The 22,317-nt window shown below is 61.3% G+C and carries 20 protein-coding genes; 13 read left to right on the top strand and 7 right to left on the bottom strand.

Annotated elements, in window-relative coordinates; genetic code table 11:
• Positions 1-65 precede the first annotated feature (65 nt).
• Complete coding sequence (gene gbcA, locus AC193Q_RS17880; protein ID WP_047297065.1) at positions 66-1,358, bottom strand: glycine-betaine demethylase subunit GbcA; 1,293 nt, start codon at positions 1,356-1,358, stop codon at positions 66-68.
• 282 nt (positions 1,359-1,640) lie between these two features.
• Between gbcA and gbcB the strand changes: the two genes are divergently transcribed.
• Complete coding sequence (gene gbcB / locus AC193Q_RS17875; protein WP_041069889.1) at positions 1,641-2,741, top strand: glycine-betaine demethylase subunit GbcB; 1,101 nt, start codon at positions 1,641-1,643, stop codon at positions 2,739-2,741.
• 101 nt (positions 2,742-2,842) lie between these two features.
• Here the strand turns inward: gbcB and AC193Q_RS17870 are convergent, their stop codons facing one another.
• Both AC193Q_RS17870 and AC193Q_RS17865 read right to left on the bottom strand, forming a co-directional pair.
• On the bottom strand, positions 2,843-3,667 hold the full coding sequence (locus AC193Q_RS17870; RefSeq protein ID WP_047297064.1) for an SDR family oxidoreductase: 825 nt from the start codon (positions 3,665-3,667) through the stop codon (positions 2,843-2,845).
• A 167-nt stretch (positions 3,668-3,834) separates the two neighbouring features.
• On the bottom strand, positions 3,835-4,875 hold the full coding sequence (locus tag AC193Q_RS17865; RefSeq protein ID WP_047297063.1) for a threonine aldolase family protein: 1,041 nt from the start codon (positions 4,873-4,875) through the stop codon (positions 3,835-3,837).
• A 126-nt stretch (positions 4,876-5,001) separates the two neighbouring features.
• Between AC193Q_RS17865 and AC193Q_RS17860 the strand changes: the two genes are divergently transcribed.
• The 8 genes from AC193Q_RS17860 (at position 5,002) to fdhA (ending at position 15,162) form a co-directional block, all read left to right on the top strand.
• Positions 5,002-5,712, top strand: a complete 711-nt coding sequence (locus AC193Q_RS17860) for a TraX family protein (RefSeq protein ID WP_483878648.1) — start codon at positions 5,002-5,004, stop codon at positions 5,710-5,712.
• A gap of 284 nt (positions 5,713-5,996) precedes the next feature.
• Positions 5,997-7,250: a serine hydroxymethyltransferase gene (gene glyA / locus AC193Q_RS17855; RefSeq protein WP_041069902.1), complete on the top strand. Its 1,254-nt coding sequence runs from the start codon at positions 5,997-5,999 to the stop codon at positions 7,248-7,250.
• A 20-nt stretch (positions 7,251-7,270) separates the two neighbouring features.
• Complete coding sequence (locus AC193Q_RS17850; protein WP_003206307.1) at positions 7,271-8,521, top strand: sarcosine oxidase subunit beta; 1,251 nt, start codon at positions 7,271-7,273, stop codon at positions 8,519-8,521.
• A 14-nt stretch (positions 8,522-8,535) separates the two neighbouring features.
• Positions 8,536-8,865 (top strand): sarcosine oxidase subunit delta, encoded by a 330-nt coding sequence (locus AC193Q_RS17845; RefSeq protein ID WP_003228964.1) that lies wholly within the window; start codon positions 8,536-8,538, stop codon positions 8,863-8,865.
• Positions 8,862-11,879, top strand: a complete 3,018-nt coding sequence (locus AC193Q_RS17840) for a sarcosine oxidase subunit alpha (protein WP_047297060.1) — start codon at positions 8,862-8,864, stop codon at positions 11,877-11,879. Before AC193Q_RS17845 ends, AC193Q_RS17840 begins: the two co-directional genes overlap by 4 nt.
• Positions 11,880-12,059: 180 nt before the next feature.
• Positions 12,060-12,692 carry a sarcosine oxidase subunit gamma gene (locus AC193Q_RS17835; RefSeq protein ID WP_034155013.1) on the top strand — a complete coding sequence of 211 codons (633 nt, stop codon included), beginning with the start codon at positions 12,060-12,062 and terminating at the stop codon, positions 12,690-12,692.
• Between the two features lie 212 nt (positions 12,693-12,904).
• The gene (gene purU, locus AC193Q_RS17830) at positions 12,905-13,762 is read left to right on the top strand and encodes a formyltetrahydrofolate deformylase (RefSeq protein ID WP_064589552.1); all 858 of its coding nucleotides are present in this window, start codon (positions 12,905-12,907) and stop codon (positions 13,760-13,762) included.
• A gap of 200 nt (positions 13,763-13,962) precedes the next feature.
• Positions 13,963-15,162: a formaldehyde dehydrogenase, glutathione-independent gene (gene fdhA, locus AC193Q_RS17825; RefSeq protein WP_027610665.1), complete on the top strand. Its 1,200-nt coding sequence runs from the start codon at positions 13,963-13,965 to the stop codon at positions 15,160-15,162.
• A 115-nt stretch (positions 15,163-15,277) separates the two neighbouring features.
• Here the strand turns inward: fdhA and AC193Q_RS17820 are convergent, their stop codons facing one another.
• Positions 15,278-15,952 carry an anti-sigma factor domain-containing protein gene (locus AC193Q_RS17820; protein WP_121187551.1) on the bottom strand — a complete coding sequence of 225 codons (675 nt, stop codon included), beginning with the start codon at positions 15,950-15,952 and terminating at the stop codon, positions 15,278-15,280.
• Complete coding sequence (locus tag AC193Q_RS17815; RefSeq protein ID WP_121187549.1) at positions 15,949-16,584, bottom strand: sigma-70 family RNA polymerase sigma factor; 636 nt, start codon at positions 16,582-16,584, stop codon at positions 15,949-15,951. The genes AC193Q_RS17820 and AC193Q_RS17815 overlap by 4 nt, the downstream gene beginning before the upstream one ends.
• Before the next feature lie 148 nt (positions 16,585-16,732).
• Here AC193Q_RS17815 and AC193Q_RS17810 point away from each other — a divergent pair, with 148 nt between their 5' ends.
• On the top strand, positions 16,733-17,290 hold the full coding sequence (locus AC193Q_RS17810) for a DUF2780 domain-containing protein (RefSeq protein ID WP_041069921.1): 558 nt from the start codon (positions 16,733-16,735) through the stop codon (positions 17,288-17,290).
• Position 17,291: 1 nt separating this feature from the next.
• On the opposite strand, the gene AC193Q_RS17805 is transcribed toward AC193Q_RS17810, so the two are convergent.
• Positions 17,292-18,179, bottom strand: coding sequence for an acyltransferase (locus tag AC193Q_RS17805; protein ID WP_047297055.1), 888 nt, complete (start codon positions 18,177-18,179; stop codon positions 17,292-17,294).
• 305 nt (positions 18,180-18,484) lie between these two features.
• On the opposite strand from AC193Q_RS17805, the gene rloA2 reads away from it, so the two are divergent.
• The 3 genes from rloA2 to creC all read left to right on the top strand — a co-directional run bounded on the left by rloA2 (position 18,485) and on the right by creC (position 21,155).
• A complete protein-coding gene (gene rloA2, locus AC193Q_RS17800) occupies positions 18,485-18,988 on the top strand; it encodes a retropepsin-like aspartic peptidase RloA2 (protein WP_041069928.1) in 504 nt (167 codons plus the stop codon).
• Positions 18,989-19,056: 68 nt separating this feature from the next.
• Positions 19,057-19,737 (top strand): two-component system response regulator CreB, encoded by a 681-nt coding sequence (creB, locus tag AC193Q_RS17795; RefSeq protein ID WP_041070160.1) that lies wholly within the window; start codon positions 19,057-19,059, stop codon positions 19,735-19,737.
• The gene (gene creC / locus AC193Q_RS17790; RefSeq protein WP_095668150.1) at positions 19,737-21,155 is read left to right on the top strand and encodes a two-component system sensor histidine kinase CreC; all 1,419 of its coding nucleotides are present in this window, start codon (positions 19,737-19,739) and stop codon (positions 21,153-21,155) included. Before creB ends, creC begins: the two co-directional genes overlap by 1 nt.
• 22 nt (positions 21,156-21,177) lie before the next feature.
• Here creC and AC193Q_RS17785 read toward each other — a convergent pair whose 3' ends face one another.
• On the bottom strand, positions 21,178-22,188 hold the full coding sequence (locus tag AC193Q_RS17785) for an acyltransferase family protein (protein ID WP_095669275.1): 1,011 nt from the start codon (positions 22,186-22,188) through the stop codon (positions 21,178-21,180).
• Positions 22,189-22,317: the final 129 nt, after the last annotated feature.

The following is a 22,317-nucleotide window of genomic DNA, read 5'->3' as shown; positions in this document are numbered from 1 at the left end:
TGCGGTGTACACGGTATCTGTGAACACCATCGACCACTGTGGGAGCTGGCTTGCCAGCAATGTTTTTAGCCTTGGACAGGCACGCCCTTGAGGTACGGCGCTGGCTCCGCCCCGAGGTTGTTCAGCATCCGCTCGCTGTACCAGTCCACGAAGTTGACCACGCCAAACTCATAGGTCTTGGAGTACGGCCCCGGCTGATAAGCCGTGGAGTTGATCCCGCGCTGGTTTTCTTCGGCCAGACGCCGGTCCTGGTCGTTGGTTGCGTCCCACACCTGGCGCATGCGTTCGACGTCGTAATCCACGCCTTCGACGGCGTCCTTGTGCACCAGCCATTTGGTGGTGACCATGGTTTCCTGGGCGCTGATCGGCCACACGGTGAACACGATGATGTGGTCGCCCATGCAGTGGTTCCACGAGTGCGGCAGGTGCAGGATGCGCATCGAACCCAGGTCCGGATTCTTGATCCGGCCCATCAGCTTGGCGCAGCCCTGTTTGCCGTCCAGGGTCATCGACACGGTGCCCTTGAGCAGCGGCATGCGCACGATGCGGTTGCGCAGGCCGAAACTGGCGTGGGCGTAAGGGATTTTCTCGGCTTCCCAGGCAGCAGCAGACGCGGCAACGTGATCCTTGAACGCCTGATCGGCGCGCGGGTCGGTCACGTCGTCCCATTCCAGCAGGGTTTTCAGCAATTCAGGGTGCGAGCCGCCGCAGTGGTAGCACTCGCGGTTGTTTTCCAGCACAAGTTTCCAGTTGGCCTTTTCCATCAAGGTGGTTTGCACCGCCACCTTGGTGTTCTCCATGTCGTACGGTTCCATGTAGTGGTTCAGCGTCGACAGGAAGTCATCGATGGCCGGCGGGTTTTCCGCCAGGCTGATGAAGATGTAGCCGCCGGCCGTCTTCACGTTCACCGGTTTGAGGCCGTACTGCTTCATGTCGAAGTCGGCGCCCATCTCGGTACCGGCGAACAGCAGGCGACCGTCCAGCTCGTAGGTCCACTGGTGGTAGTGGCAGACCAGTTTGGCAACCTTGCCCTTGTCGCTGGTGCACAGGCGCGAGCCTCGGTGGCGACAGACGTTGTGGAACGCATGCACCACACCCTCGGCGCCACGAATGACGATGATCGGGTTCTTGCCGATCTGCAGGGTGATGTAGTTGCCCTTGGCCGGGATCTCGCAGGTCATGCCGGCGATCAACCATTCCTTCTGGAAGATCTCCTGCATATCGATATCGAACAAGCGCTCATCGTTATAGAACGGCTGCGGCAGCGAAAAGGTACGTTCGCGCTCCTGCAGCATCTGTGCGGTGGCCTTGCGTGCGGGTTCCAGCGGGTCGCCCAGGCTGATTTTTGCGGTGTCCATCAATGTGATCCTCAAGGCCATCTGCGTGGCCGGCGAAAGTGGCTGATCAGGGTTGCTACGCAAGGTGTAAAGAAGTTGTCTTGGTGTGAGACGAGTGTGGGGCCGGCGCTGCCCGGAACCTTATCCATGGGCGACATGGTGCAATCTGTTCCCGACGCGCAACCCCCGGTGGTTGGGGGCTGGTCGCGATAAGTATGCCGATGTCGCGGATAGGTAAACGGGCGGTTCACGCTATACGCAGAATCGCCACATGAAGGCCGACAGTCGGCCGTGGAGAACAGCATGTCCAACAGCTTCCTGAATCCGGTCACCACCCAGACCTGGGCCAATGGCCGACACATCGTCCGTTGCGTCAAAGTCATCCAGGAAACCTGGGACGTACGCACCTTCTGCTTCATGGCCGACCAGCCGATCCTGTTCTTCTTCAAGCCCGGGCAGTTTGTAACCCTGGAGCTGGAAATCGACGGTCAGCCGATCATGCGTTCGTACACCATTTCCAGTTCGCCGTCGGTGCCGTACAGCTTCTCGGTGACCATCAAGCGCGTGCCGGGCGGCAAGGTTTCCAACTGGTTGCACGACACCCTGCATGAAGGCCAGGAGCTGGCGGTGCACGGGCCGGTCGGGCTGTTCAATGCCATCGACTTCCCGAGCCCGAAAGTGCTGTATCTCAGCGGTGGTGTGGGGATCACCCCGTGCATGTCGATGGCGCGCTGGTTCTACGACACCAACGCCAATGTCGACATGACCTTTATCCACAGCGCCCGCTCGCCGAAAGACATCATTTACCACCGCGAGCTGGAGCACATGGCGTCGCGGATCGACAACTTCAGCCTGCACCTGATCTGCGAGAAACACGGGCTGGGCGAGCCGTGGGCCGGCTATCGCGGCTACCTCAATCACAAGATGCTGGAGCTGATGGTTCCCGACTTCCTTGAGCGCGAAGTGTTCTGCTGCGGCCCGACGCCGTACATGACCGCCGTCAAGCGCCTGCTCGAAGCCGCCGGCTACGACATGTCGCGTTATCACGAGGAATCCTTCGGCGCCACGCCACCGGAAGCTCGCGCCGATGCAGTGGAGCAAGCCGAACAAGCGGCCGAAGCACCGGAAATCGATGCGGCGGATCTGCATCAGGTCGAGTTCACCGCTTCCGGCAAGAGCATTCGCGTGGCCCCGGGCGAAACCGTGCATGCGGCGGCGGCCAAGCTGGGCCTGATGATCCCGAAAGCTTGCGGCATGGGGATCTGCGGCACGTGTAAGGTGATGAAACTGGGCGGCGAAGTAGAGATGGAGCACAACGGCGGGATTACCGAGGACGACGAGGCCGAGGGGTACATTCTGTCGTGCTGCAGCGTGCCGAAAGGCGACGTCAGAATCGAATTCTGAGCCGGATCCCTGTAGGAGCTGCCGAAGGCTGCGATCTTTAGATCCTAAAAACAAGATCAAAAGATCGCAGCCTTCGGCAGCTCCTACAGGGGTAGGTATTTTCAGTCGACGAACAAGTCAGGCATAAGGGGGGCGGTGCTGTCCGGATCAAATCGGTAGTGATCGAATTCGGTCACGCCGCTCTCGCGCAAAATCTCCTCATCTATCAATAACCGCCCGCTGATCTGTCGCCCGCTGCTGCTCAGAATCACATGCGCCGCATCCGCCATGATCGAAGGCAGGCGCGCCTGCTTGAACGACTCGCGATTGCCCAACTGAAACTCGATCGCCGCCGTGGCAATCATCGTCTGCGGCCACAGCGAATTGACGCTGATGCCGTAACTGGCGAATTCCTCGCTCATGCCTACCGTCAGCATGCTCATGCCGTATTTGGTCACGGTGTAGGGGCTGTATTGGGCGAACCATTTGCTCGCCATATTCAGCGGCGGCGACAGGTTGAGGATGTGTCCGGCGGATTTCTTCAGATAGGGCAGGGCGGCCTGGCTGCACAGCAGCACCGCACGGGTGTTGATCTGGTGCATCAGGTCGAACCGCTTGAGTTCGATGTGTTGCACACCGGTCAACTTGATCGCCCCGGCATTGTTCACCAGCGCATCGATGCCGCCGAAATGTTCGTTGGCCTGGGCCAGCGCACGGCGCACCGCGTCTTCATCACGTACATCCAGTTGCAGCGCCAGGGCGTTGCCGCCGGCCGCTTCGACTTCTGCGGCGACGCTGTGGATGGTGCCCGGCAATTTCGGATGGGCTTCGGCGCTCTTGGCCGCAATCACGATATTGGCCCCGTCCTTCGCGGCCCGCAGCGCAATCTCACGCCCGATGCCACGGCTGGCGCCGGTGATGAACAGGGTTTTGCCTTGTAGCGACATGCCGATGCTCCTGCTTGTTGTTATGTGAGCGGAGGGCTCGACAGACAATGTAGACCAAGGAACATCGCAATCCCTGTAGGAGCTGCCGCAGGCTGCGATCTTTTGATTTTGTTTTTAAGATCAAGATCAAAAGATCGCAGCCTGCGGCAGCTCCTACAGAGGAAGAATCAGGCGGACATCACTTCGCGGATATCGCGCGCCAGTTCGCGCACACGTTCTTCTTCGGTGTCCCACGAGCACATGAAACGCGCGCCGCCCTTGCCGATGAAGGTGTAGAAGCGCCAGTGCTTTGCGGTCAGTGCGGCGATGGCCGGTTCCGAGAGTTGCAGGAACACGCCGTTGGCCTGCACCGGGAACATCAGTTCCACGCCCGGGATGTCGCTGACCAGCTCGGCCAGCAATTGCGCGCAGTGGTTGGCGTGGCGGGCGTATTTGAGCCAGGCGTCGTTTTCGAGGATGCCGACCCACGGTGCCGACAGGAAACGCATTTTCGACGCCAGTTGCCCGGCCTGTTTGCAGCGGTAATCGAAGTCTTCGGCCAGTTTGTGGTTGAAGAACAGGATTGCCTCACCCACCGCCATGCCGTTTTTGGTGCCGCCGAAGCACAGCACATCGACACCTGCTTTCCAGGTCAGGTCGGCTGGCGAGCAGCCGAGGAACGCGCAGGCGTTGGAGAAGCGCGCGCCGTCCATGTGCAGGTGCAGGCCCAGTTCCTTGCAGGTGGCGCTGATGGCACGGACTTCTTCCGGGGTGTAGACGCTGCCGACTTCGGTGGCCTGGGTCAGGGTCACGACCCGTGGTTTCGGGTAGTGGATGTCCTGGCGCTTGAGCGCGACTTCGCGGATCGACTGCGGGGTGATCTTGCCGTTTTCGGTACCGGCGATCAGCAGTTTCGAGCCGTTGGAGAAGAATTCCGGGGCGCCGCATTCGTCGGTTTCGACGTGAGCGGTTTCCGAGCAGATCACGCTGTGGTAACTCTGGCACAGCGACGACAGCGCGAGCGAGTTGGCGGCGGTGCCGTTGAAGGCGAAGAACACTTCGCAGTCGGTTTCGAACAGCTTGCGGAAATGGTCGGCCGCACGTGCGGTCCATTCATCGTCGCCATAAGCGCGCTGGTGGCCGTGGTTGGCCTGTTCCATGGCAGCCCAGGCTTCAGGGCAGATACCGGAGTAGTTGTCGCTGGCGAATTGTTGGCTCTTGTCGGTCATGGCCGGCTTCCGTGGTCGAGACTCTTGTGAAGGCTCGTGGTCAATGAGGGTGCGCACTTTACCGAAGATCTTCCGGGGAGCACACGGGATGTCGCTGTCAGAACTTTACAAGGATGCGAGCCGATTATGCACCTGAGCCAGCGCGACGGCGCACTCGATCTGCTCAAGTGGCTGGCGCTGCTGAGCATGCTGCTCGATCACCTGCGATATGTCGGGATCAGCGCCGATTGGCTGTATGTGCCGGGACGCATGGCATTCCCGTGGTTCTGTCTGGCGATGGCGGCGAACCTGGCCCGCGCCGGTGCGCAGAAGACCGAGTGGCGCTATCTGGGCTGGTTGCTACTGTTCAGCGCGGTCAGTGAAATTCCTTATCGTTTGTACATTCTTGATCCCGACACCTTGAACGTGATGCCCACCCTGGCGCTCGGGTTACTGGTGGCGCGGGGCTGGCAGGATCGTACGTTGTTGTCGCGGCTTTTGGGCGCGGGCGCCTTGCTGCTGGCGGCGTTGTTTTCGCAGTGGCTGATGTTCGGCATGTTTGGCGTGCTGTTGCCGCTGGCGCTGCTGTGGGTGATCCGTCGTCCCTGGTATTTCGGCCTCCTGCCGGGGCTAGTGTGTCTGGCGGGCAATCAGTGGCGGGTGCTGTATGAGGCGGCGGAGTTCGGTAACTACGTGGCGGTGTTTGGTATCGCGGCGTGTCTGTTTGCGCCATTGCTCGGGGTGTTCCTGTTGCGACACGCGCGACATCTCCAGCCGCCACCGATGCGGCGCTGGGGCTACGCCCTCTATCCTGCACATTTCCTCTTGCTGCTACTTATCCGCCAAGTCGCCGCGTAACCCTGTGGGAGCTGGCTTGCCAGCGATAGCGGTGGGTCAGTCGTCATCAATACCAGATGTGCTATCGCCATCGCTGGCAAGCCAGCTCCCACAGGGTTCTTCAGTGCTTTCGAGATCGAGTCTGGCAAGACCATTTCCCGCCATGTCGTAAACGCACCTTTGTGTGGCGTCCGTAGGCATCTGGGCTGTCTGCGCCGGCCATACCATCGCATCAAAGGGCACCTCCGCAAGCCGCGTGCCTGACCAAGACGAAATGGCGCACCGACGCCGCTGGGAGAGACGCGATGTTCAGCAAGCAAGACCAGATCCAGGGTTACGACGATGCACTGCTGGCGGCGATGAATGCCGAGGAGCAACGTCAGGAAGATCACATCGAGCTGATCGCGTCGGAGAACTACACCAGCAAACGCGTGATGCAAGCGCAGGGCAGCGGCCTGACCAACAAATACGCCGAAGGTTATCCGGGCAAGCGCTACTACGGCGGCTGCGAGCACGTGGATAAAGTCGAAGCGCTGGCCATCGAACGCGCCAAGCAACTGTTCGGTGCCGATTACGCCAACGTCCAGCCGCACTCCGGTTCCTCGGCCAACAGCGCCGTGTATCTGGCACTGATCCAGCCGGGCGACACCATTCTCGGTATGAGCCTCGCTCATGGCGGTCACCTGACCCACGGCGCGAAAGTCTCGTCCTCGGGCAAGCTGTACAACGCGGTGCAGTACGGGATCAACACCGACACCGGTCTGATCGATTACGACGAAGTCGAGCGTCTGGCCGTCGAGTGCAAGCCGAAGATGATCGTTGCCGGTTTCTCTGCTTATTCGAAGACGCTGGACTTCCCGCGCTTCCGCCAGATCGCCGACAAGGTGGGTGCGCTGCTGTTCGTCGACATGGCCCACGTCGCCGGTCTGGTCGCTGCTGGCCTGTACCCGAACCCGCTGCCTTACGCCGACGTGGTCACCACCACCACCCACAAGACCCTGCGCGGTCCACGTGGCGGGCTGATCCTGGCCAAGTCCAACGAAGAGATCGAGAAAAAGCTCAACGCCGCGGTATTCCCCGGCGCCCAGGGCGGCCCGCTGATGCACGTCATCGCCGGTAAAGCGGTGTGCTTCAAGGAAGCGCTGGAGCCCGGCTTCAAGGCCTATCAGCAACAAGTGATCGACAACGCCAAGGCCATGGCCAGCGTGTTTATCAAACGTGGCTACGATGTAGTGTCCGGCGGTACCGACAACCACCTGTTCCTGGTCAGCCTGATCCGTCAGGGCCTGACCGGCAAAGATGCTGACGCCGCCCTTGGCCGCGCGCACATCACCGTCAACAAGAACGCCGTGCCGAACGACCCGCAGTCGCCGTTCGTGACCTCGGGCCTGCGCATCGGCACCCCGGCCGTCACCACGCGTGGCTTCAAGGTTGCCCAGTGCGAAGCGCTGGCCGGCTGGATCTGCGACATCCTCGACAACCTCGGTGACGCCGACGTTGAAGCGAATGTGGCCAAGAACGTCGCGGCACTGTGCGCCGACTACCCGGTTTATCGCTGAGCGGTTTGGAGTAAATGACTATGCAACGCTATTCGGGCTTCGGCCTCTTCAAACACTCCCTCAGCCACCACGAGAACTGGCAGCGCATGTGGCGCACGCCAACGCCGAAGAAGGTCTACGACGTGGTCATCGTCGGCGGTGGCGGGCACGGTCTGGCGACCGCCTACTACCTGGCCAAGGAACACGGCATCACCAACGTGGCCGTGGTCGAGAAGGGCTGGCTGGGCGGTGGCAACACCGCGCGCAACACCACCATCGTTCGCTCCAACTACCTGTGGGACGAGTCGGCGCACCTGTACGAACACGCGATGAAACTGTGGGAAGGTCTGTCGCAGGATCTGAACTACAACGTGATGTTCTCCCAGCGCGGCGTCTACAACCTGTGCCACACCCTGCAGGACATCCGTGATTCCGAGCGTCGGGTCAGCGCCAACCGCCTCAATGGCGTCGACGGCGAACTGCTCAACGCCAAGCAAGTGGCGGACGAGATCCCGTACCTCGACTGCTCGAAAAACACCCGCTACCCAGTGATGGGCGCGACCGTTCAACGTCGTGGCGGCGTTGCCCGTCACGATGCCGTGGCCTGGGGCTTTGCCCGTGCCGCCGACGCCTTGGGCGTGGACTTGATCCAGCAGACCGAAGTCATCGGTTTCCGCAAGGAAAACGGCGTGTGCATCGGCGTTGAAACCAACAAGGGTTTCATCGGTGCCAAGCGTGTCGGTGTGGTCACCGCCGGTAACTCCGGACACATGGCCAAGCTGGCCGGTTTCCGTCTGCCGATCGAGTCCCACCCGCTGCAGGCACTGGTGTCCGAGCCGATCAAACCGATCATCGACAGCGTGATCATGTCCAACGCCGTGCACGGTTACATCAGCCAGTCGGACAAGGGCGACCTGGTGATCGGCGCCGGTATCGACGGCTACAACGGCTACGGCCAGCGCGGTTCGTACCCGGTGATCGAGCACACCATCCAGGCCATCGTCGAGATGTTCCCGGTGCTGTCGCGGGTGCGCATGAACCGTCAGTGGGGCGGCATCGTCGACACCACGCCGGACGCTTGCCCGATCATTTCGAAAACCCCGGTACCGAACATGTTCTTCAACTGCGGTTGGGGCACCGGCGGCTTCAAAGCCACACCTGGCTCGGGCAACGTGTTTGCCGCGAGTCTGGCCAAGGGTGAAATGCACCCATTGGCAGCACCGTTCTCCATCGACCGTTTCCACAACGGCGCACTCATCGACGAACACGGCGCTGCTGCCGTCGCCCACTAACAGGAGAAATTCCCATGTTGCATATCTTCTGTCCTCACTGCGGCGAACTGCGCTCCGAAGAGGAATTCCACGCATCCGGTCAGGCGCATATTCCGCGTCCGCTGGATCCGAACGCCTGCACCGATGAAGAGTGGGGCGACTACATGTTTTTCCGCGACAACCCGCGCGGTCTGCACCACGAGCTGTGGGATCACGTCGCCGGTTGCCGCCAGTACTTCAACGTCACTCGCGACACCGTGACCTACGAGATTCTCGAAACCTACAAGATCGGCACCAAGCCGCAATTCACCGACAAGGCTGATACGGCAAAAACAGCCACGACGGCGCTGGGAGAGAAGGTATGAGCCAGACCAATCGCCTGTCCAACGGTGGACGGATCGACCGCAACAAAGTGCTGAGCTTCACCTTCAACGGTCAGAGCTACAAAGGCTTCGAGGGCGACTCGCTGGCCTCGGCACTGATCGCCAACGGCGTCGATATCATCGGCCGCAGCTTCAAGTATTCGCGCCCCCGCGGGATCTTCGCCGCCGGTGCCGAAGAGCCGAATGCCGTGCTGCAGATCGGTGCCACCGAAGCCACGCAGATCCCCAACGTGCGCGCCACGCAACAGGCGCTGTACCAAGGCCTGGTCGCCACCAGCACCAACGGCTGGCCGAGCGTCAACAACGACATGATGGGGATTCTCGGCAAGGTCGGCGGCAAGCTGATGCCGCCGGGTTTCTACTACAAAACCTTCATGTACCCGCAATCGTTCTGGATGACGTACGAGAAGTACATTCGCAAGGCAGCCGGTCTGGGCCGTTCGCCGACCGAAGTCGATCCGGACACCTACGACTACATGAACCAGCACTGCGACGTGCTGATCGTCGGCGCCGGCCCTGCCGGTCTGGCGGCTGCCCTGGCGGCTGCACGCAGTGGTGCGCGGGTGATTCTCGCCGATGAGCAGGAAGAGTTCGGCGGCAGCCTGCTTGATTCCCGCGAAAGCCTCGACGGCAAACCGGCGATGGAGTGGGTGGCCAGCGTTATCGCTGAGTTGAAGAACACTCCTGACGTGCTGCTGTTGCCGCGCGCCACCGTTAACGGCTATCACGACCACAACTTCCTGACCATTCACGAACGCCTCACCGATCACCTCGGTGACCGTGCGCCGATCGGTCAGGTGCGTCAGCGCATTCACCGTGTCCGCGCCAAGCGTGTGGTGCTGGCGACCGGTGCCCACGAGCGTCCGCTGGTCTACGGCAACAACGACGTGCCGGGCAACATGCTTGCCGGTGCGGTCTCGACTTACGTGCGCCGTTACGGCGTGGCACCGGGCAAGAAGCTGGTGCTGACCACCAACAACGATCACGCCTACCGCGTGGCGCTGGACTGGCTCGACGCTAGCCTGCAAGTGGTCGCCATCGCCGACGCCCGCAGCAATCCGCGTGGTGCGCTGGTGGAAGAGGCCCGCGCCAAAGGCATTCGCATCCTCACCGGCAGCGCCGTGATCGAGGCCCGTGGCAGCAAGCGCGTCACCGCAGCCCGCGTTGCCGCGATTGACGTCAAAGCGCACACCGTGACCAGCCCGGGCGAATGGCTCGACTGCGACGTGATCGCCAGTTCCGGCGGTTACAGCCCGGTGGTGCACCTGGCTTCGCACCTCGGTGGCAAGCCGGTCTGGCGCGAGGACATCCTCGGTTTCGTTCCGGGCGAAGCACCGCAGAAGCGTGTGTGCGTCGGCGGCATCAACGGCGTTTACGGCCTCGGTGATTCGCTGGCCGATGGTTTCGAAGGTGGCGCACGCGCGGCCAGTGAAGCCGGTTTCGGTGTGGTCGAAGGCACGCTGCCAAAAGCCCTGAGCCGTCTCGAAGAAGCGACCCTGGCGCTGTTCCAGGTGCCGCACGAGAAGGGCACCTCGCGTGCGCCGAAGCAATTCGTCGACCTGCAGAACGACGTCACCGCTGCCGCCATCGAACTGGCGACCCGCGAAGGTTTCGAGTCGGTCGAACACGTCAAGCGCTACACCGCGCTGGGCTTCGGCACCGATCAGGGCAAGCTCGGCAACGTCAACGGTCTGGCCATCGCCGCCCGTTCGCTGAACGTGACCATTCCGCAAATGGGCACCACGATGTTCCGCCCGAACTACACGCCGGTAACCTTCGGCGCCGTGGCCGGTCGTCACTGTGGGCACATCTTCGAGCCGGTGCGCTACACCGCGCTGCATCAATGGCACCTGAAAAACGGCGCCGAGTTCGAAGACGTCGGTCAGTGGAAGCGTCCATGGTATTTCCCGAAGAACGGCGAAGACATGCACGCGGCGGTGAAGCGCGAATGCAAAGCCGTGCGCGACAGCGTCGGCCTGCTCGACGCCTCGACCCTGGGCAAGATCGACATCCAAGGCCCGGATGCCCGCGAGTTCCTCAACCGCGTGTACACCAACGCCTGGACCAAGCTCGACGTGGGCAAGGCGCGTTACGGCCTGATGTGCAAAGAAGACGGCATGGTCTTCGACGACGGTGTGACGGCCTGCCTGGCCGACAACCATTTCGTCATGACCACCACCACTGGCGGCGCGGCTCGCGTGCTGCAATGGCTGGAGCTGTACCACCAGACCGAATGGCCGGAGATGAAGGTGTACTTCACCTCGGTCACCGATCACTGGGCGACCATGACCTTGTCCGGGCCGAACAGCCGCAAGCTGCTCAGCGCCGTGACCGACATCGACCTGGCCAACGAAGCATTCCCGTTCATGACCTGGAAAGAAGGTCTGGTCGGCGGTGTGCCGGCGCGGGTGTTCCGTATCTCGTTTACCGGTGAACTGTCGTACGAAGTCAACGTCCAGGCCGACTACGCGATGGGCGTGCTGGAAAAAATCGTCGAGGCCGGCAAACAGTACAACCTGACCCCGTACGGCACTGAAACCATGCACGTCCTGCGCGCCGAGAAGGGTTTCATCATCGTCGGTCAGGACACCGACGGCTCGATGACCCCGGACGACCTGAACATGGGCTGGTGCGTCGGTCGCACCAAACCGTTCTCGTGGATCGGCCAGCGCGGCATGAACCGTGAAGACTGCGTGAAGGATCAGCGTAAGCAACTGGTGGGCCTGAAGCCGATCGACCCGAACGTCTGGCTGCCGGAAGGCGCGCAACTGGTGTTCAACACCAAGCAGGCGATCCCGATGACCATGGTCGGCCACGTGACCTCCAGCTACGCGCACAACTCCCTCGGTTATTCGTTTGCCATGGGTGTGGTCAAGGGCGGTCTGAAGCGCATGGGCGAGCGGGTGTTTGCACCGCTGGCCGATGGCAGCGTGATCGAGGCAGAAATCGTTTCTTCGGTGTTCTTCGATCCGAAGGGGGATCGGCAGAACATCTGACAGCTTCGAACCCTGTGGTGTGGCGGATATCGCCTTCGCGAGCAAGCTCGCTCCCACAGGTTTCGGGTTGTTAATGGAATTTGTGTCAGGCATCAGTCCCCTGTGGGAGCGAGCTTGCTCGCGAAGGCGGCAGTGCAGCCACCACAAGGACCGGACCAACAGAATTGAGATAGGTGCTTTATGACCACAGCCAACGTGTACCAACAACGCCCGACCACCGGTGCCCGTGCCGAGTCGTCGCTGCACCATGCCGACCTCGCCAGCCTGGTCGGCAAGGGGCGCAAGAACGCCGGCGTCATCGTGCGTGAAAAGAAACTCCTCGGTCACCTGACGATTCGTGGCGATGGTCACGATGCCGCGTTCGCCGCCGGCGTGCACAAGGCCCTCGGCATTGAGTTGCCCGGCGCCCTGAGCGTGATCGTCAAAGGCGAAACCAGCCTGCAATGGATGGGCCCGGACGAGTGGCTGCTGATCGTGCCAAGCGGTGAAGAATTCGCCGCCGAACAGAAACTGCGCGAAGCGCTGGGCGACCTGCACATCGCGATCGTCAACGTCAGCGGCGGCCAGCAAGTGCTCGAACTGAGCGGGCCGAACGTGCGTCAGGTGCTGATGAAATCCACGAGTTACGACGTGCACCCGAACAACTTCCCGGTCGGCAAAGCAGTGGGCACGGTGTTCGCCAAGTCGCAACTGATGATTCGCCACACCGCTGAAGACACCTGGGAACTGCTGATCCGCCGCAGCTTCTCGGATTACTGGTGGTTGTGGTTGCAGGATGCTTCGGCCGAGTACGGCCTCAGCGTGCAGGCCTGACCTGCTGTGACTGCTTTGTGGTGAGGGGATTCATCCCCGATGGGCGGCGAAGCCGCCCCAGACCAGTCGCTGCGGTTTATCTGTCAGTTCCCGTACACAGGTTTTGCGACTGCTTCGCAGCCGATCGGGGATAAATCCCCTCGCCACAAGCACTTCAGCATAGCCACAGAGTTCACTCTGCTCACCGATGTTGAAACAGGAGTCACCGCACCATGAGCCGCGCCCCAGACACATGGATTCTGACCGCCGACTGCCCCAGCGTGCTCGGCACGGTGGACGCGGTGACGCGTTTTCTGTTCGAGCAGGGTTGCTACGTCACCGAGCACCATTCGTTCGATGACCGGCTCTCGGGTCGTTTCTTCATTCGCGTGGAATTCCGTCAGCCCGACGGCTTCGACGAACAGTCCTTCCGCGCCGGCCTCGCCGAGCGTGGTCAGGCGTTTGGCATGGTCTTCGAGCTGACTGCGCCGAACTACCGGCCGAAAGTGGTGATCATGGTCTCCAAGGCCGATCACTGCCTCAACGATTTGCTCTACCGCCAGCGCATCGGCCAGTTGTCGATGGACGTGGCGGCGGTGGTGTCCAACCATCCGGACCTCAAGCCGCTGGCCGACTGGCACCAGATTCCCTACTACCATTTCCCCCTCGACCCCAACGACAAGCCGTCGCAGGAGCGTCAGGTGTGGCAGGTGATCGAAGAGTCCGGCGCCGAACTGGTGATCCTCGCCCGTTACATGCAGGTGCTGTCACCGGAGTTGTGCCGCAAGCTCGATGGCAAGGCGATCAACATCCATCACTCGTTGCTGCCGGGGTTCAAGGGTGCCAAGCCGTATCACCAGGCCTACAACAAGGGCGTGAAACTGGTCGGCGCCACGGCGCATTACATCAACAACGACCTCGACGAAGGGCCGATCATCGCCCAGGGTGTCGAGGCCGTGGATCACAGTCATTACCCGGAAGATCTGATTGCCAAGGGGCGCGATATCGAAGGCCTGACCCTGGCCCGGGCCGTGGGTTATCACATCGAAAGACGGGTGTTTTTGAACGCCAACAGAACCGTTGTTCTTTAGATCGCCATCGCTGGCAAGCCAGCTCCCACAGGGATTTGTGTCGTACACAATTTTTGAGTTCCACCCGAAACCCGTGGGAGCTGGCTTGCCAGCGATGAGGCCATAACAGGCAACACAACAATCAGCATCTGTACCCGAGCACTTAACGCGCTGCCTGCCTGGGCAACGCGGTTCCATAAAAACAACAGCGAGGTGAAAGCATGTCTGGCAATCGTGGTGTGGTGTATCTCGGCGCTGGCAAGGTCGAAGTACAGAAAATCGACTATCCGAAAATGCAGGACCCGCGCGGCAGGAAGATCGAACACGGGGTGATCCTGCGTGTGGTGTCCACCAACATTTGTGGCTCCGACCAGCACATGGTGCGCGGCCGGACCACGGCGCAGACCGGTCTGGTGCTGGGCCATGAAATCACTGGCGAAGTGATCGAGAAGGGTTCCGACGTCGAGAACCTGAAAATCGGCGACCTGGTCTCCGTACCGTTCAACGTGGCTTGCGGGCGCTGCCGTTCCTGCAAGGAGCAACACACTGGCGTCTGCCTGACCGTCAACCCGGCCCGCGCCGGCGGTGCTTACGGTTATGTCGACATGGGCGACTGGACCGGCGGCCAGGCTGAATACGTGCTGGTGCCCTACGCCGACTTCAACCTGCTGAAACTGCCGGATCGCGACAAGGCCATGGAGAAAATCCGCGACCTGACCTGCCTCTCCGACATCCTCCCGACCGGTTATCACGGTGCGGTAACGGCGGGCGTTGGCCCGGGCAGCACCGTGTACATCGCGGGCGCCGGCCCGGTCGGTCTGGCCGCTGCGGCCTCGGCGCGCTTGCTGGGCGCGGCGGTGGTGATCATCGGCGACGTCAACACCATCCGCCTGGCGCACGCCAAGGCTCAGGGTTTTGAAGTGGTCGACCTGTCCAAGGACACGCCGCTGCACGAGCAGATCGCCGCACTTTTGGGCGAGCCGGAAGTTGATTGCGCCGTGGACTGCGTGGGCTTCGAAGCGCGCGGCCACGGGCATGACGGGGTGAAAGCCGAAGCCCCGGCCACCGTGCTCAACTCGTTGATGGGCGTGGTGCGCGTCGCCGGCAAGATCGGTATTCCGGGCCTGTACGTGACCGAGGATCCGGGCGCTGTAGATGCCGCCGCGAAAATGGGCAGCCTGAGCATCCGCTTCGGCCTGGGCTGGGCCAAATCCCACAGCTTCCACACCGGCCAGACCCCGGTGATGAAATACAACCGCCAGCTGATGCAGGCGATCATGTGGGACCGCATCAACATCGCCGAAGTGGTGGGTGTGCAAGTCATCAGCCTCGACCAGGCGCCGGAAGGTTACGGCGAGTTCGATGCCGGTGTGCCGAAGAAGTTTGTGATCGATCCGCATCGGTTGTTCAGTGCGGCGTAAGTAAAAAGGGCGACCCACGGGTCGCCTTTTTTAGATCAAAAGATCGCAGCCTTCGGCAGCTCCTACAGGGATCGATGGAGGAGCTGTCGAAGGCTGCGATCTTTGATTTTTGCAATCAGAGGGCTGCCAAAGCGCCCTGATACAGCACTGGCCCGGTCGGCTGCCCGGTCGGCGACCCACCTTGCGGCTCCAGACTCACCGCCAGCGCAATCGGCTGGCCGATCAAGGCTTTCTGCGCCGCGCTCAGTTCAACCTTGCCTTTGCCGCCTGCAGGAATCACCCCCAGCGAAATCGGCTTGCCATCGGCGGGTATCGCCCACAGTTCCAGGCTGCGATCTGGCCCGACTGCCGCCAATGTCAGCGGTTCGACCTGCAGATAGTCCGCATGCGCCTCGACCTTCAGCGCCGGTTGCGCGTCGGCGCTCAGCAGGGTGGCGCGATAGCGGGCGTCGTCGCGGTTGTACAGGGACCCGAGGAACACCAGCACCACGATCGAACACAGCGCGGCGGTGACCCGCAGCCAGTTCCAGAACGGACGTTTTTCCGGGACGTGCAGCACTTGCGGTTCGATGCGCGCAGTGATGCCTTGCCACACCCGATCCGGCACCGGTTGCTCTGGAACCGCGTCGGTCAGGCTGGCAAGGCTTTCCTGCCAGTGAGCGAGTTCTGTGCGCAGTGCTGCATCGTCCAGCAGCAATTGTTCAAAGCGCCGCCGCGCCGCCGACGACATCAGGCCGATGGCGTAATCGGCAGCGAGGGCGCGGCGCAGGGCAGGGGTCTGGTAGTTCATGATTCAAGGCACCTGCGCAGACGTTCCATGCCACGGCGAATCCACGACTTCACCGAACCCAGCGGCGCGGCCAGGTGTTCGGCCAGTTCCGCGCAGGACAGGCCTTGAAAGTAAGCGACGCTGATCGACTGGCGCTGCATGCCGTCGAGGGTGTCGAGGCAACGGTGCAATGCACCGGCTTCGCGGCTGCTGTTCAACAGGTCGTGGGCCGAAGGGCCTTCGTCCGGCAGGGTGTCCTGTTCGAAGTCGGTCAGCGGCCGGTCACGCTGTTTGCGTAACTGGTCGATGGCCTGGTGGCGAGTGATGTTGATCATCCAGGTCAGCGGCGCCGACAAATGGGCTTCGTAGCGCGAGGCGTTGTTCCAGATGCGCACGAAGCTTTCCTGCAGCACGTCCTCGGCCAGATCTGCCCGGCCCATGAAACGCAAGGCGACACCGTGCAAGCGCGGGCCGACGCTGCGATAGAGGGTTTCGAATGCACGCCGATCGCCCAGTGAACACTGGGCCAACAACTGGCGCAACTGATCGGGGTCGGCGGTGGAAATGACGGTTCTCCAGGCAATGGGCGGACGACGAGGGCGCTGCTCGGGCTGTTCACAGGCTAGTTCAGCGACAGCGCTTGTGCCATTCATCTCGGGTTATCCACGGTTTCACGTTTTATATACGTGGCTATCCTGAAAATGGATGCGCCGGCGAGGAACATGCCAGCGCAAACCCGGTCAAATCGGCAGTTTTGCCGCCCATAAGCGGGCGGTTACCACAGCGCAAGAGGATGTCTGAATGAAGATTTCACGCGGTATGGCCTTGGCTTCACTGATGACCCTCGCAGCGAGCCCGGTGTTTGCCGGTTTCAGCTTGAACGATGTCGCCGGTGCAGTCTCGGGGATGCAAGGGGGTGACAAGGCTGCCGCCGCTGCACCGACTTCGGAAACCGCTGGATTGCTGAGTGCCTTGAGTGCGCTGAACGTCACGCCCCAGCAAGCTGTAGGGGGAACCAGTGCGATGTTGGGCCTGGCCAAGAATCAATTGAGCAGCACCGATTATTCGCAGTTGGCCAAAGAAGTGCCGGGCATCGACAAACTGTCGGGCGGTAGCGGCAACCTGGCGGCATTGAGCGGCTTGCTGGGCTCGTCGGGCAAGTCAGCCGGGCTGGAAAATGCGCTGGGCAACGTCAAGACCACCAGCGACCTGAACAACGCTTTCAGTGCGCTGGGCATGGACAGCGGCATGGTGGGCCAGTTTGCCCCGGTGATCCTGCAATACCTGGGTCAACAGGGTGTTGGCGGTTCGCTGTTGAGCAGTCTGGGCAACATCTGGGGCGCCGGCAGCGGCAGCTGATTCAGCTGCGCTCACCGCGCAGTTCGCTGATGCGCTGATCCTTCTCGGTCCAGAGCTGGTTGACCCAGTTCTGGACCTGCTGGCGAAACTGCGGATCGTTCTCGTAATCGCCCTGCGACAGCGCCGGGTCGAGTTCGCGGGTCTGGATGTCGACGATCACCCGCGGCACGCTGCCGCTGATCAGATCCCAGAACCCCGGAATGTTCTCCTGTGGATAAACCACGGTCACGTCGAGCAACGCATCCAGCTGCTCCCCCATCGCCGCCAGCACAAACGCCACGCCGCCCGCCTTGGGTTTGAGCAGGTGCTTGAACGGTGACTGCTGCTGCGCGCTTTTCGCCGCGGTGTAGCGAGTACCTTCCAGATAGTTCACGACCGTTACCGGCTGGCGCTTGAACAGCTCACAGGCCTGTTTGGTGATTTCCAGATCTTTGCCCGCCAGCTCCGGATGCTTCGCCAGAAACGCCTTGCTGTAGCGCTTCATGAACGGGTAATCCAGCGCCCACCACGCCAGACCGAGGAACGGCACCCAGATCAGCTCTTTCTTGAGGAAAAACTTGAAGAACGGCGTGCGCCGGTTGAGGGTCTGGATCAGCGCCGGAATGTCGACCCACGACTGGTGGTTGCTGACCACCAGATACGAGGTGTCACCGCGCAGGTCTGCGCCGCCGCGGATGTCCCACTGAGTGGGGATGCACAGACGAAAGATCAGCTTGTCGATTTCCGCCCAGGTCTCGGCAATCCACATCACCGCCCACGAGGCGTAATCGCGCCAGCGCCCGGGCGCAATCAGTTTGAGCAGGGCAAAGACCATCAACGGCCCGATCAGGATCAGGGTGTTGAGCAATAGCAACAGGGTGACGAAACAGCCGGTGAGCAGGCGGCGCATAAGCAACTCTATGAAGGCGGATGGGCGCGCCATGATAAGTGGCTTCGGGCGACAGGCCAAATCGGCGGTGACGAATGTTTCACTTTTGGGCGGCTATGCTGGAGCCAATTAGTGAGGCTTGTGCTGGCCCCATCGCTGGCAAGCCAGCTCCCACAAGGATCTCCAGTGCATGTGATTTCCGTGAATGGCAGAGAAACCTGTGGGAGCTGGCTTGCCAGCGATGCGATATCAAGGGCGAACGAATTCCTTGATGGCTGTCTAAAATCTCGCGTCTGACGCCCTCATTTTCCAAGGAAGCCCTCTACGTGAAATCCCTCCTTGCACTGTTTGCCCTCGTTGCCCTGCCGGTCATGGCCGCCGAACCGACCCTGTACGGGCGTTATGAATACATCGCGCTGCCGGAAATCGGTGGCGAGGTGCTCAAAGCCAAGATGGACACTGGCGCGCTGACCGCCTCGCTGTCGGCCAAGGACATTGAGACCTTCACCCGCGACGGTGAAAACTGGGTGCGCTTCCGCCTCGGCACCAAGGACGCCAGCAACAAGGTCTACGAGCACAAGATCGCGCGGATCAGCAAGATCAAGAGCCGTTCGGACGAAGAGGACGAGGGCGACAGCACCGAAGTTGCCAAACGCCCGGTGGTCGATCTGGAACTGTGCCTGGGCAACGTCAAGCGCACCGTTGAGGTCAACCTGACCGACCGCAGTAACTTCAACTACCCGCTGCTGATCGGTGCCAAGGCCTTGCGCGAGTTTGGCGCCGCAGTGAACCCGGCGCGGCGTTTCACCGCCGACAAGCCAGACTGCTAAGTGGTCTCATTGACGTAAGGTCAGGCTTGGGGCACCGTTCGCGCACTTAACCCATGGGCTCGGACGCCATGCCTCATATCCTGATTGTCGAAGACGAAGCGGCGATTGCCGATACGCTGATTTTTGCCCTGCAGGGCGAGGGGTTCACGACCACGTGGCTGAGCCTTGGCGCCGCGGCGCTGGAGCATCAACGGCAGACCCCGGCCGACTTGATCATTCTCGATATCGGCCTGCCGGACATCAGCGGTTTCGAAACCTGCAAACAGCTGCGGCGCTTCAGTGAAGTGCCGGTGCTGTTCCTCAGCGCCCGGGACGCCGAGATCGACCGGGTGGTGGGGCTGGAGATCGGCGCCGACGATTACGTGGTCAAGCCGTTCAGCCCGCGTGAGGTGGCGGCGCGGGTCCGGGCGATTCTCAAGCGCATGGCGCCGCGTCCTGCGGTTGAAGCGTCCTCGACGCTGTTTCGCATCGATGCCGAACGTGTGCAGATCGTCTATCGGGGACAGCCGTTGAGCCTGACCCGCCATGAATTTCGCCTGTTGCAATGCCTGCTCGAACAACCGCAGCGGGTGTTCAGCCGCGAGCAACTGCTCGACGCGCTAGGCGTTGCCGCCGACGCTGGCTACGAGCGCAGCATCGACAGCCACATCAAAAGCGTGCGCGCCAAATTGCGTCTGGTGCGGGCCGACGCCGAGCCGATCCAGACCCATCGCGGCCTCGGCTACAGCTACAGCCCGGGGCACAGCTGATGTCGCTGGGGCTGCGGATCTTTCTGGTGTATGTGCTGTTTATCGGCCTGACCGGTTACTTCGTGCTCAACACGGTGATGGAAGAAATCCGCCCCGGTGTGCGTCAGTCCACCGAAGAAACCCTGGTCGACACCGCCAACCTGATGGCGGAGATTTTGCGTGATGATTTCAAGGCCGGCACGCTCAGCGAGAACCGCTGGCCCGAATTGTTGCGTGCCTACGGTGAACGCCAGCCGCAGGCGACCATCTGGGGATTGCCGAAAAATCAGGTCAACCATCGCATCTACGTCACCGACGCTAAAGGCATCGTGGTCCTGGATTCCAGCGGCGTGGCGGTCGGTCAGGATTACTCGCGCTGGAACGACGTCTACCTGACTTTGCGTGGTGAGTACGGCGCTCGTTCGAGCCGCAGCGATCCGAATGATGCGAACTCCTCGGTGATGCACGTCGGTGCGCCGATCCGCGACAACGGCCGGATCATCGGCGTGGTTACCGTGGCCAAACCCAACAGCTCATTGCAGCCTTATGTTGATCGTACCGAGCGGCGCTTGCTGTTTTACGGTGCCGGGCTGATCGGCCTCGGTCTGCTGTTCGGCGCTTTGCTGTCGTGGTGGCTGAGCCGCGCGCTGCACCGTTTGACCGGGTATGCGCAGGCGGTGAGCGAAGGCCGGCGAGTGGAAGTGCCGCATTACCGTGGCGGCGAACTGGAGCAACTGGCGACGGCGGTGGAACAGATGCGCACCCAGCTCGAAGGCAAGGCTTACGTCGAGCGCTACGTGCACACCCTGACCCATGAATTGAAGAGTCCGCTGGCGGCCATTCGCGGTGCCGCAGAGTTGCTGCAGGATGAAATGCCAGCGATTCAGCGCCTGCGCTTTGTCGGCAATATCGACAGCGAAAGCGCGCGGATGCAGCAGTTGATCGAGCGCCTGTTGAATCTGGCTCAGGTGGAACAGCGCCAGGGTCTCGAGGAGCGCGTGGCGGTGCCGCTGGCGGCGCTGATCGATGAATTATTACGCGCGCAGGCAGCGCGGATCGAAGGCCGGCGGCTCACGGTCGAGCAGACGATTGCGCCGGATCTGCTGCTGATCGGCGAGCCGTTTCTGCTGCGTCAGGCGCTGGGCAATCTGCTGGACAATGCACTGGATTTCACCCCGATCGCCGGGTTGCTGCGTTTCAGTGCCGAACGTGTCGGGGAGCAGGTCGAGTTGCGCTTGTTCAACGAAGCCGCCCCGATTCCCGATTACGCCTTGCCGCGCTTGAGTGAGCGATTTTATTCGTTGCCGCGTCCGGACAGTGGGCGCAAGAGCACCGGGTTGGGGCTGAACTTTGTTGAAGAGGTGGCCAAGTTGCATGGCGGCCAACTGTCGATCAGCAACGTGTCGGGCGGTGTGCAAGCCGTTCTGAGCCTGCCCTGAAACCTCACGGGCAGGCGCAAGCTCAGGGTGGGGACGAGGCCGCTGCGGTGTGCTGAAGCTTTTTCCGATGGGCAAAGTTCAACGCTGGCTGCTCCACCAGACGCCATGAAGCGATTGCCAGCGCGATCACGATCAGCGCCGAGACAACCATGGACGGCAGAAAGCTCAGGTGGGATTTGTTGATGATCAGTTGCTGGACCGGGAACGCATACAGGTAGATTCCGTAAGAAATATCGAATCGGCCCCGGATACTTTTGTCGACGTAGAGCAGGCCCAGACTCAGGGTGACCAACGCACAGCCCAGTGTCGCCAGCACTGTGGCCAATGGGGTGCCGACGCTGAGGTAGATCAATCCGGCCCCCACCGTCAGAGCGATCGCCAGCACACGGGGATCGCTGAGGTACTGTTTGTGAAAGGCAATCACCGAACCGGCAAAGAAGGCGATACCAGCACCGCAGTAGGTCGCCAGTTTTTGCGCCATGGCGCCGGCGACGACATTGCTCAGAACATAGGTTGCCAAGGCGAACCCAGTCAGCAGGATCCATGGCAACAGGGCTTTTCGGTACAGACCCAGAACCGCCGCCAGCAGCAAGTAAAAGCCGAATTCGATTTTCAGCGTCCAGAGACTGCCGTTGAAGGACTCGTCGAAGATAAATCCATTGGTGATCTGTTCGATAGTGGCTCGACCGAAAACCGAGATGCGCAGGAAATCGATCAGCGCACTTGAGCCTGTGACATAACCTTCGGTAAACAGAGCTCCGGCGATATAGGTCATCGCAAAGGCGCAGAGAATCAGCGCTGGAAAAATGCGGGCAATGCGTTTGATCAGATAGTCGGTGAAGTTCGTGGCGTTGACGAAGCTGCGAGTGATCAGCAGGCCGGAGATCGCAAAGAATGCGATCACGGCAATACCGCCCAGCGAGTTGAAGCCGGCAATGCCTGGCTCCGGCAGACCCCACAGCGCAAAGTGATGGCTGATCAGCACCATGAGTGCCGCTATGTGCCGAATCAAATCGAAAGAGTTGTTGCGCAACGTGTCGGTCCTTTCTTTGAACATTGCCAGGGTGATGAGGAAAAAGCCTTTTACAGGTATTTCCACGCAAAGCCCACACAACCTCCATAACAAAACCACAAAGCACTCCCAGACTGGCCGCATTCCAAC

The organism is Pseudomonas sp. F2 (genome assembly GCF_057174385.1).
This window is presented reverse-complemented; position numbering and strand designations above follow the sequence as displayed.

Coding starts and splice junctions, on each gene's coding strand:
- AC193Q_RS17845 (WP_003228964.1), top strand. CDS start 8,536: ATGTTGCATATCTTCTGTCCTCACTGCGGCGAACTGCGCTCCGAAGAG.
- AC193Q_RS17835 (WP_034155013.1), top strand. CDS start 12,060: ATGACCACAGCCAACGTGTACCAACAACGCCCGACCACCGGTGCCCGT.
- gbcA (WP_047297065.1), bottom strand. CDS start 1,358: ATGGACACCGCAAAAATCAGCCTGGGCGACCCGCTGGAACCCGCACGC.
- AC193Q_RS17815 (WP_121187549.1), bottom strand. CDS start 16,584: ATGAATGGCACAAGCGCTGTCGCTGAACTAGCCTGTGAACAGCCCGAG.
- AC193Q_RS17870 (WP_047297064.1), bottom strand. CDS start 3,667: ATGTCGCTACAAGGCAAAACCCTGTTCATCACCGGCGCCAGCCGTGGC.
- creB (WP_041070160.1), top strand. CDS start 19,057: ATGCCTCATATCCTGATTGTCGAAGACGAAGCGGCGATTGCCGATACG.
- AC193Q_RS17805 (WP_047297055.1), bottom strand. CDS start 18,179: ATGCGCCGCCTGCTCACCGGCTGTTTCGTCACCCTGTTGCTATTGCTC.
- AC193Q_RS17865 (WP_047297063.1), bottom strand. CDS start 4,875: ATGACCGACAAGAGCCAACAATTCGCCAGCGACAACTACTCCGGTATC.
- gbcB (WP_041069889.1), top strand. CDS start 1,641: ATGTCCAACAGCTTCCTGAATCCGGTCACCACCCAGACCTGGGCCAAT.
- AC193Q_RS17820 (WP_121187551.1), bottom strand. CDS start 15,952: ATGAACTACCAGACCCCTGCCCTGCGCCGCGCCCTCGCTGCCGATTAC.
- creC (WP_095668150.1), top strand. CDS start 19,737: ATGTCGCTGGGGCTGCGGATCTTTCTGGTGTATGTGCTGTTTATCGGC.
- AC193Q_RS17810 (WP_041069921.1), top strand. CDS start 16,733: ATGAAGATTTCACGCGGTATGGCCTTGGCTTCACTGATGACCCTCGCA.
- AC193Q_RS17840 (WP_047297060.1), top strand. CDS start 8,862: ATGAGCCAGACCAATCGCCTGTCCAACGGTGGACGGATCGACCGCAAC.
- fdhA (WP_027610665.1), top strand. CDS start 13,963: ATGTCTGGCAATCGTGGTGTGGTGTATCTCGGCGCTGGCAAGGTCGAA.
- glyA (WP_041069902.1), top strand. CDS start 5,997: ATGTTCAGCAAGCAAGACCAGATCCAGGGTTACGACGATGCACTGCTG.
- AC193Q_RS17850 (WP_003206307.1), top strand. CDS start 7,271: ATGCAACGCTATTCGGGCTTCGGCCTCTTCAAACACTCCCTCAGCCAC.
- purU (WP_064589552.1), top strand. CDS start 12,905: ATGAGCCGCGCCCCAGACACATGGATTCTGACCGCCGACTGCCCCAGC.
- AC193Q_RS17860 (WP_483878648.1), top strand. CDS start 5,002: ATGCACCTGAGCCAGCGCGACGGCGCACTCGATCTGCTCAAGTGGCTG.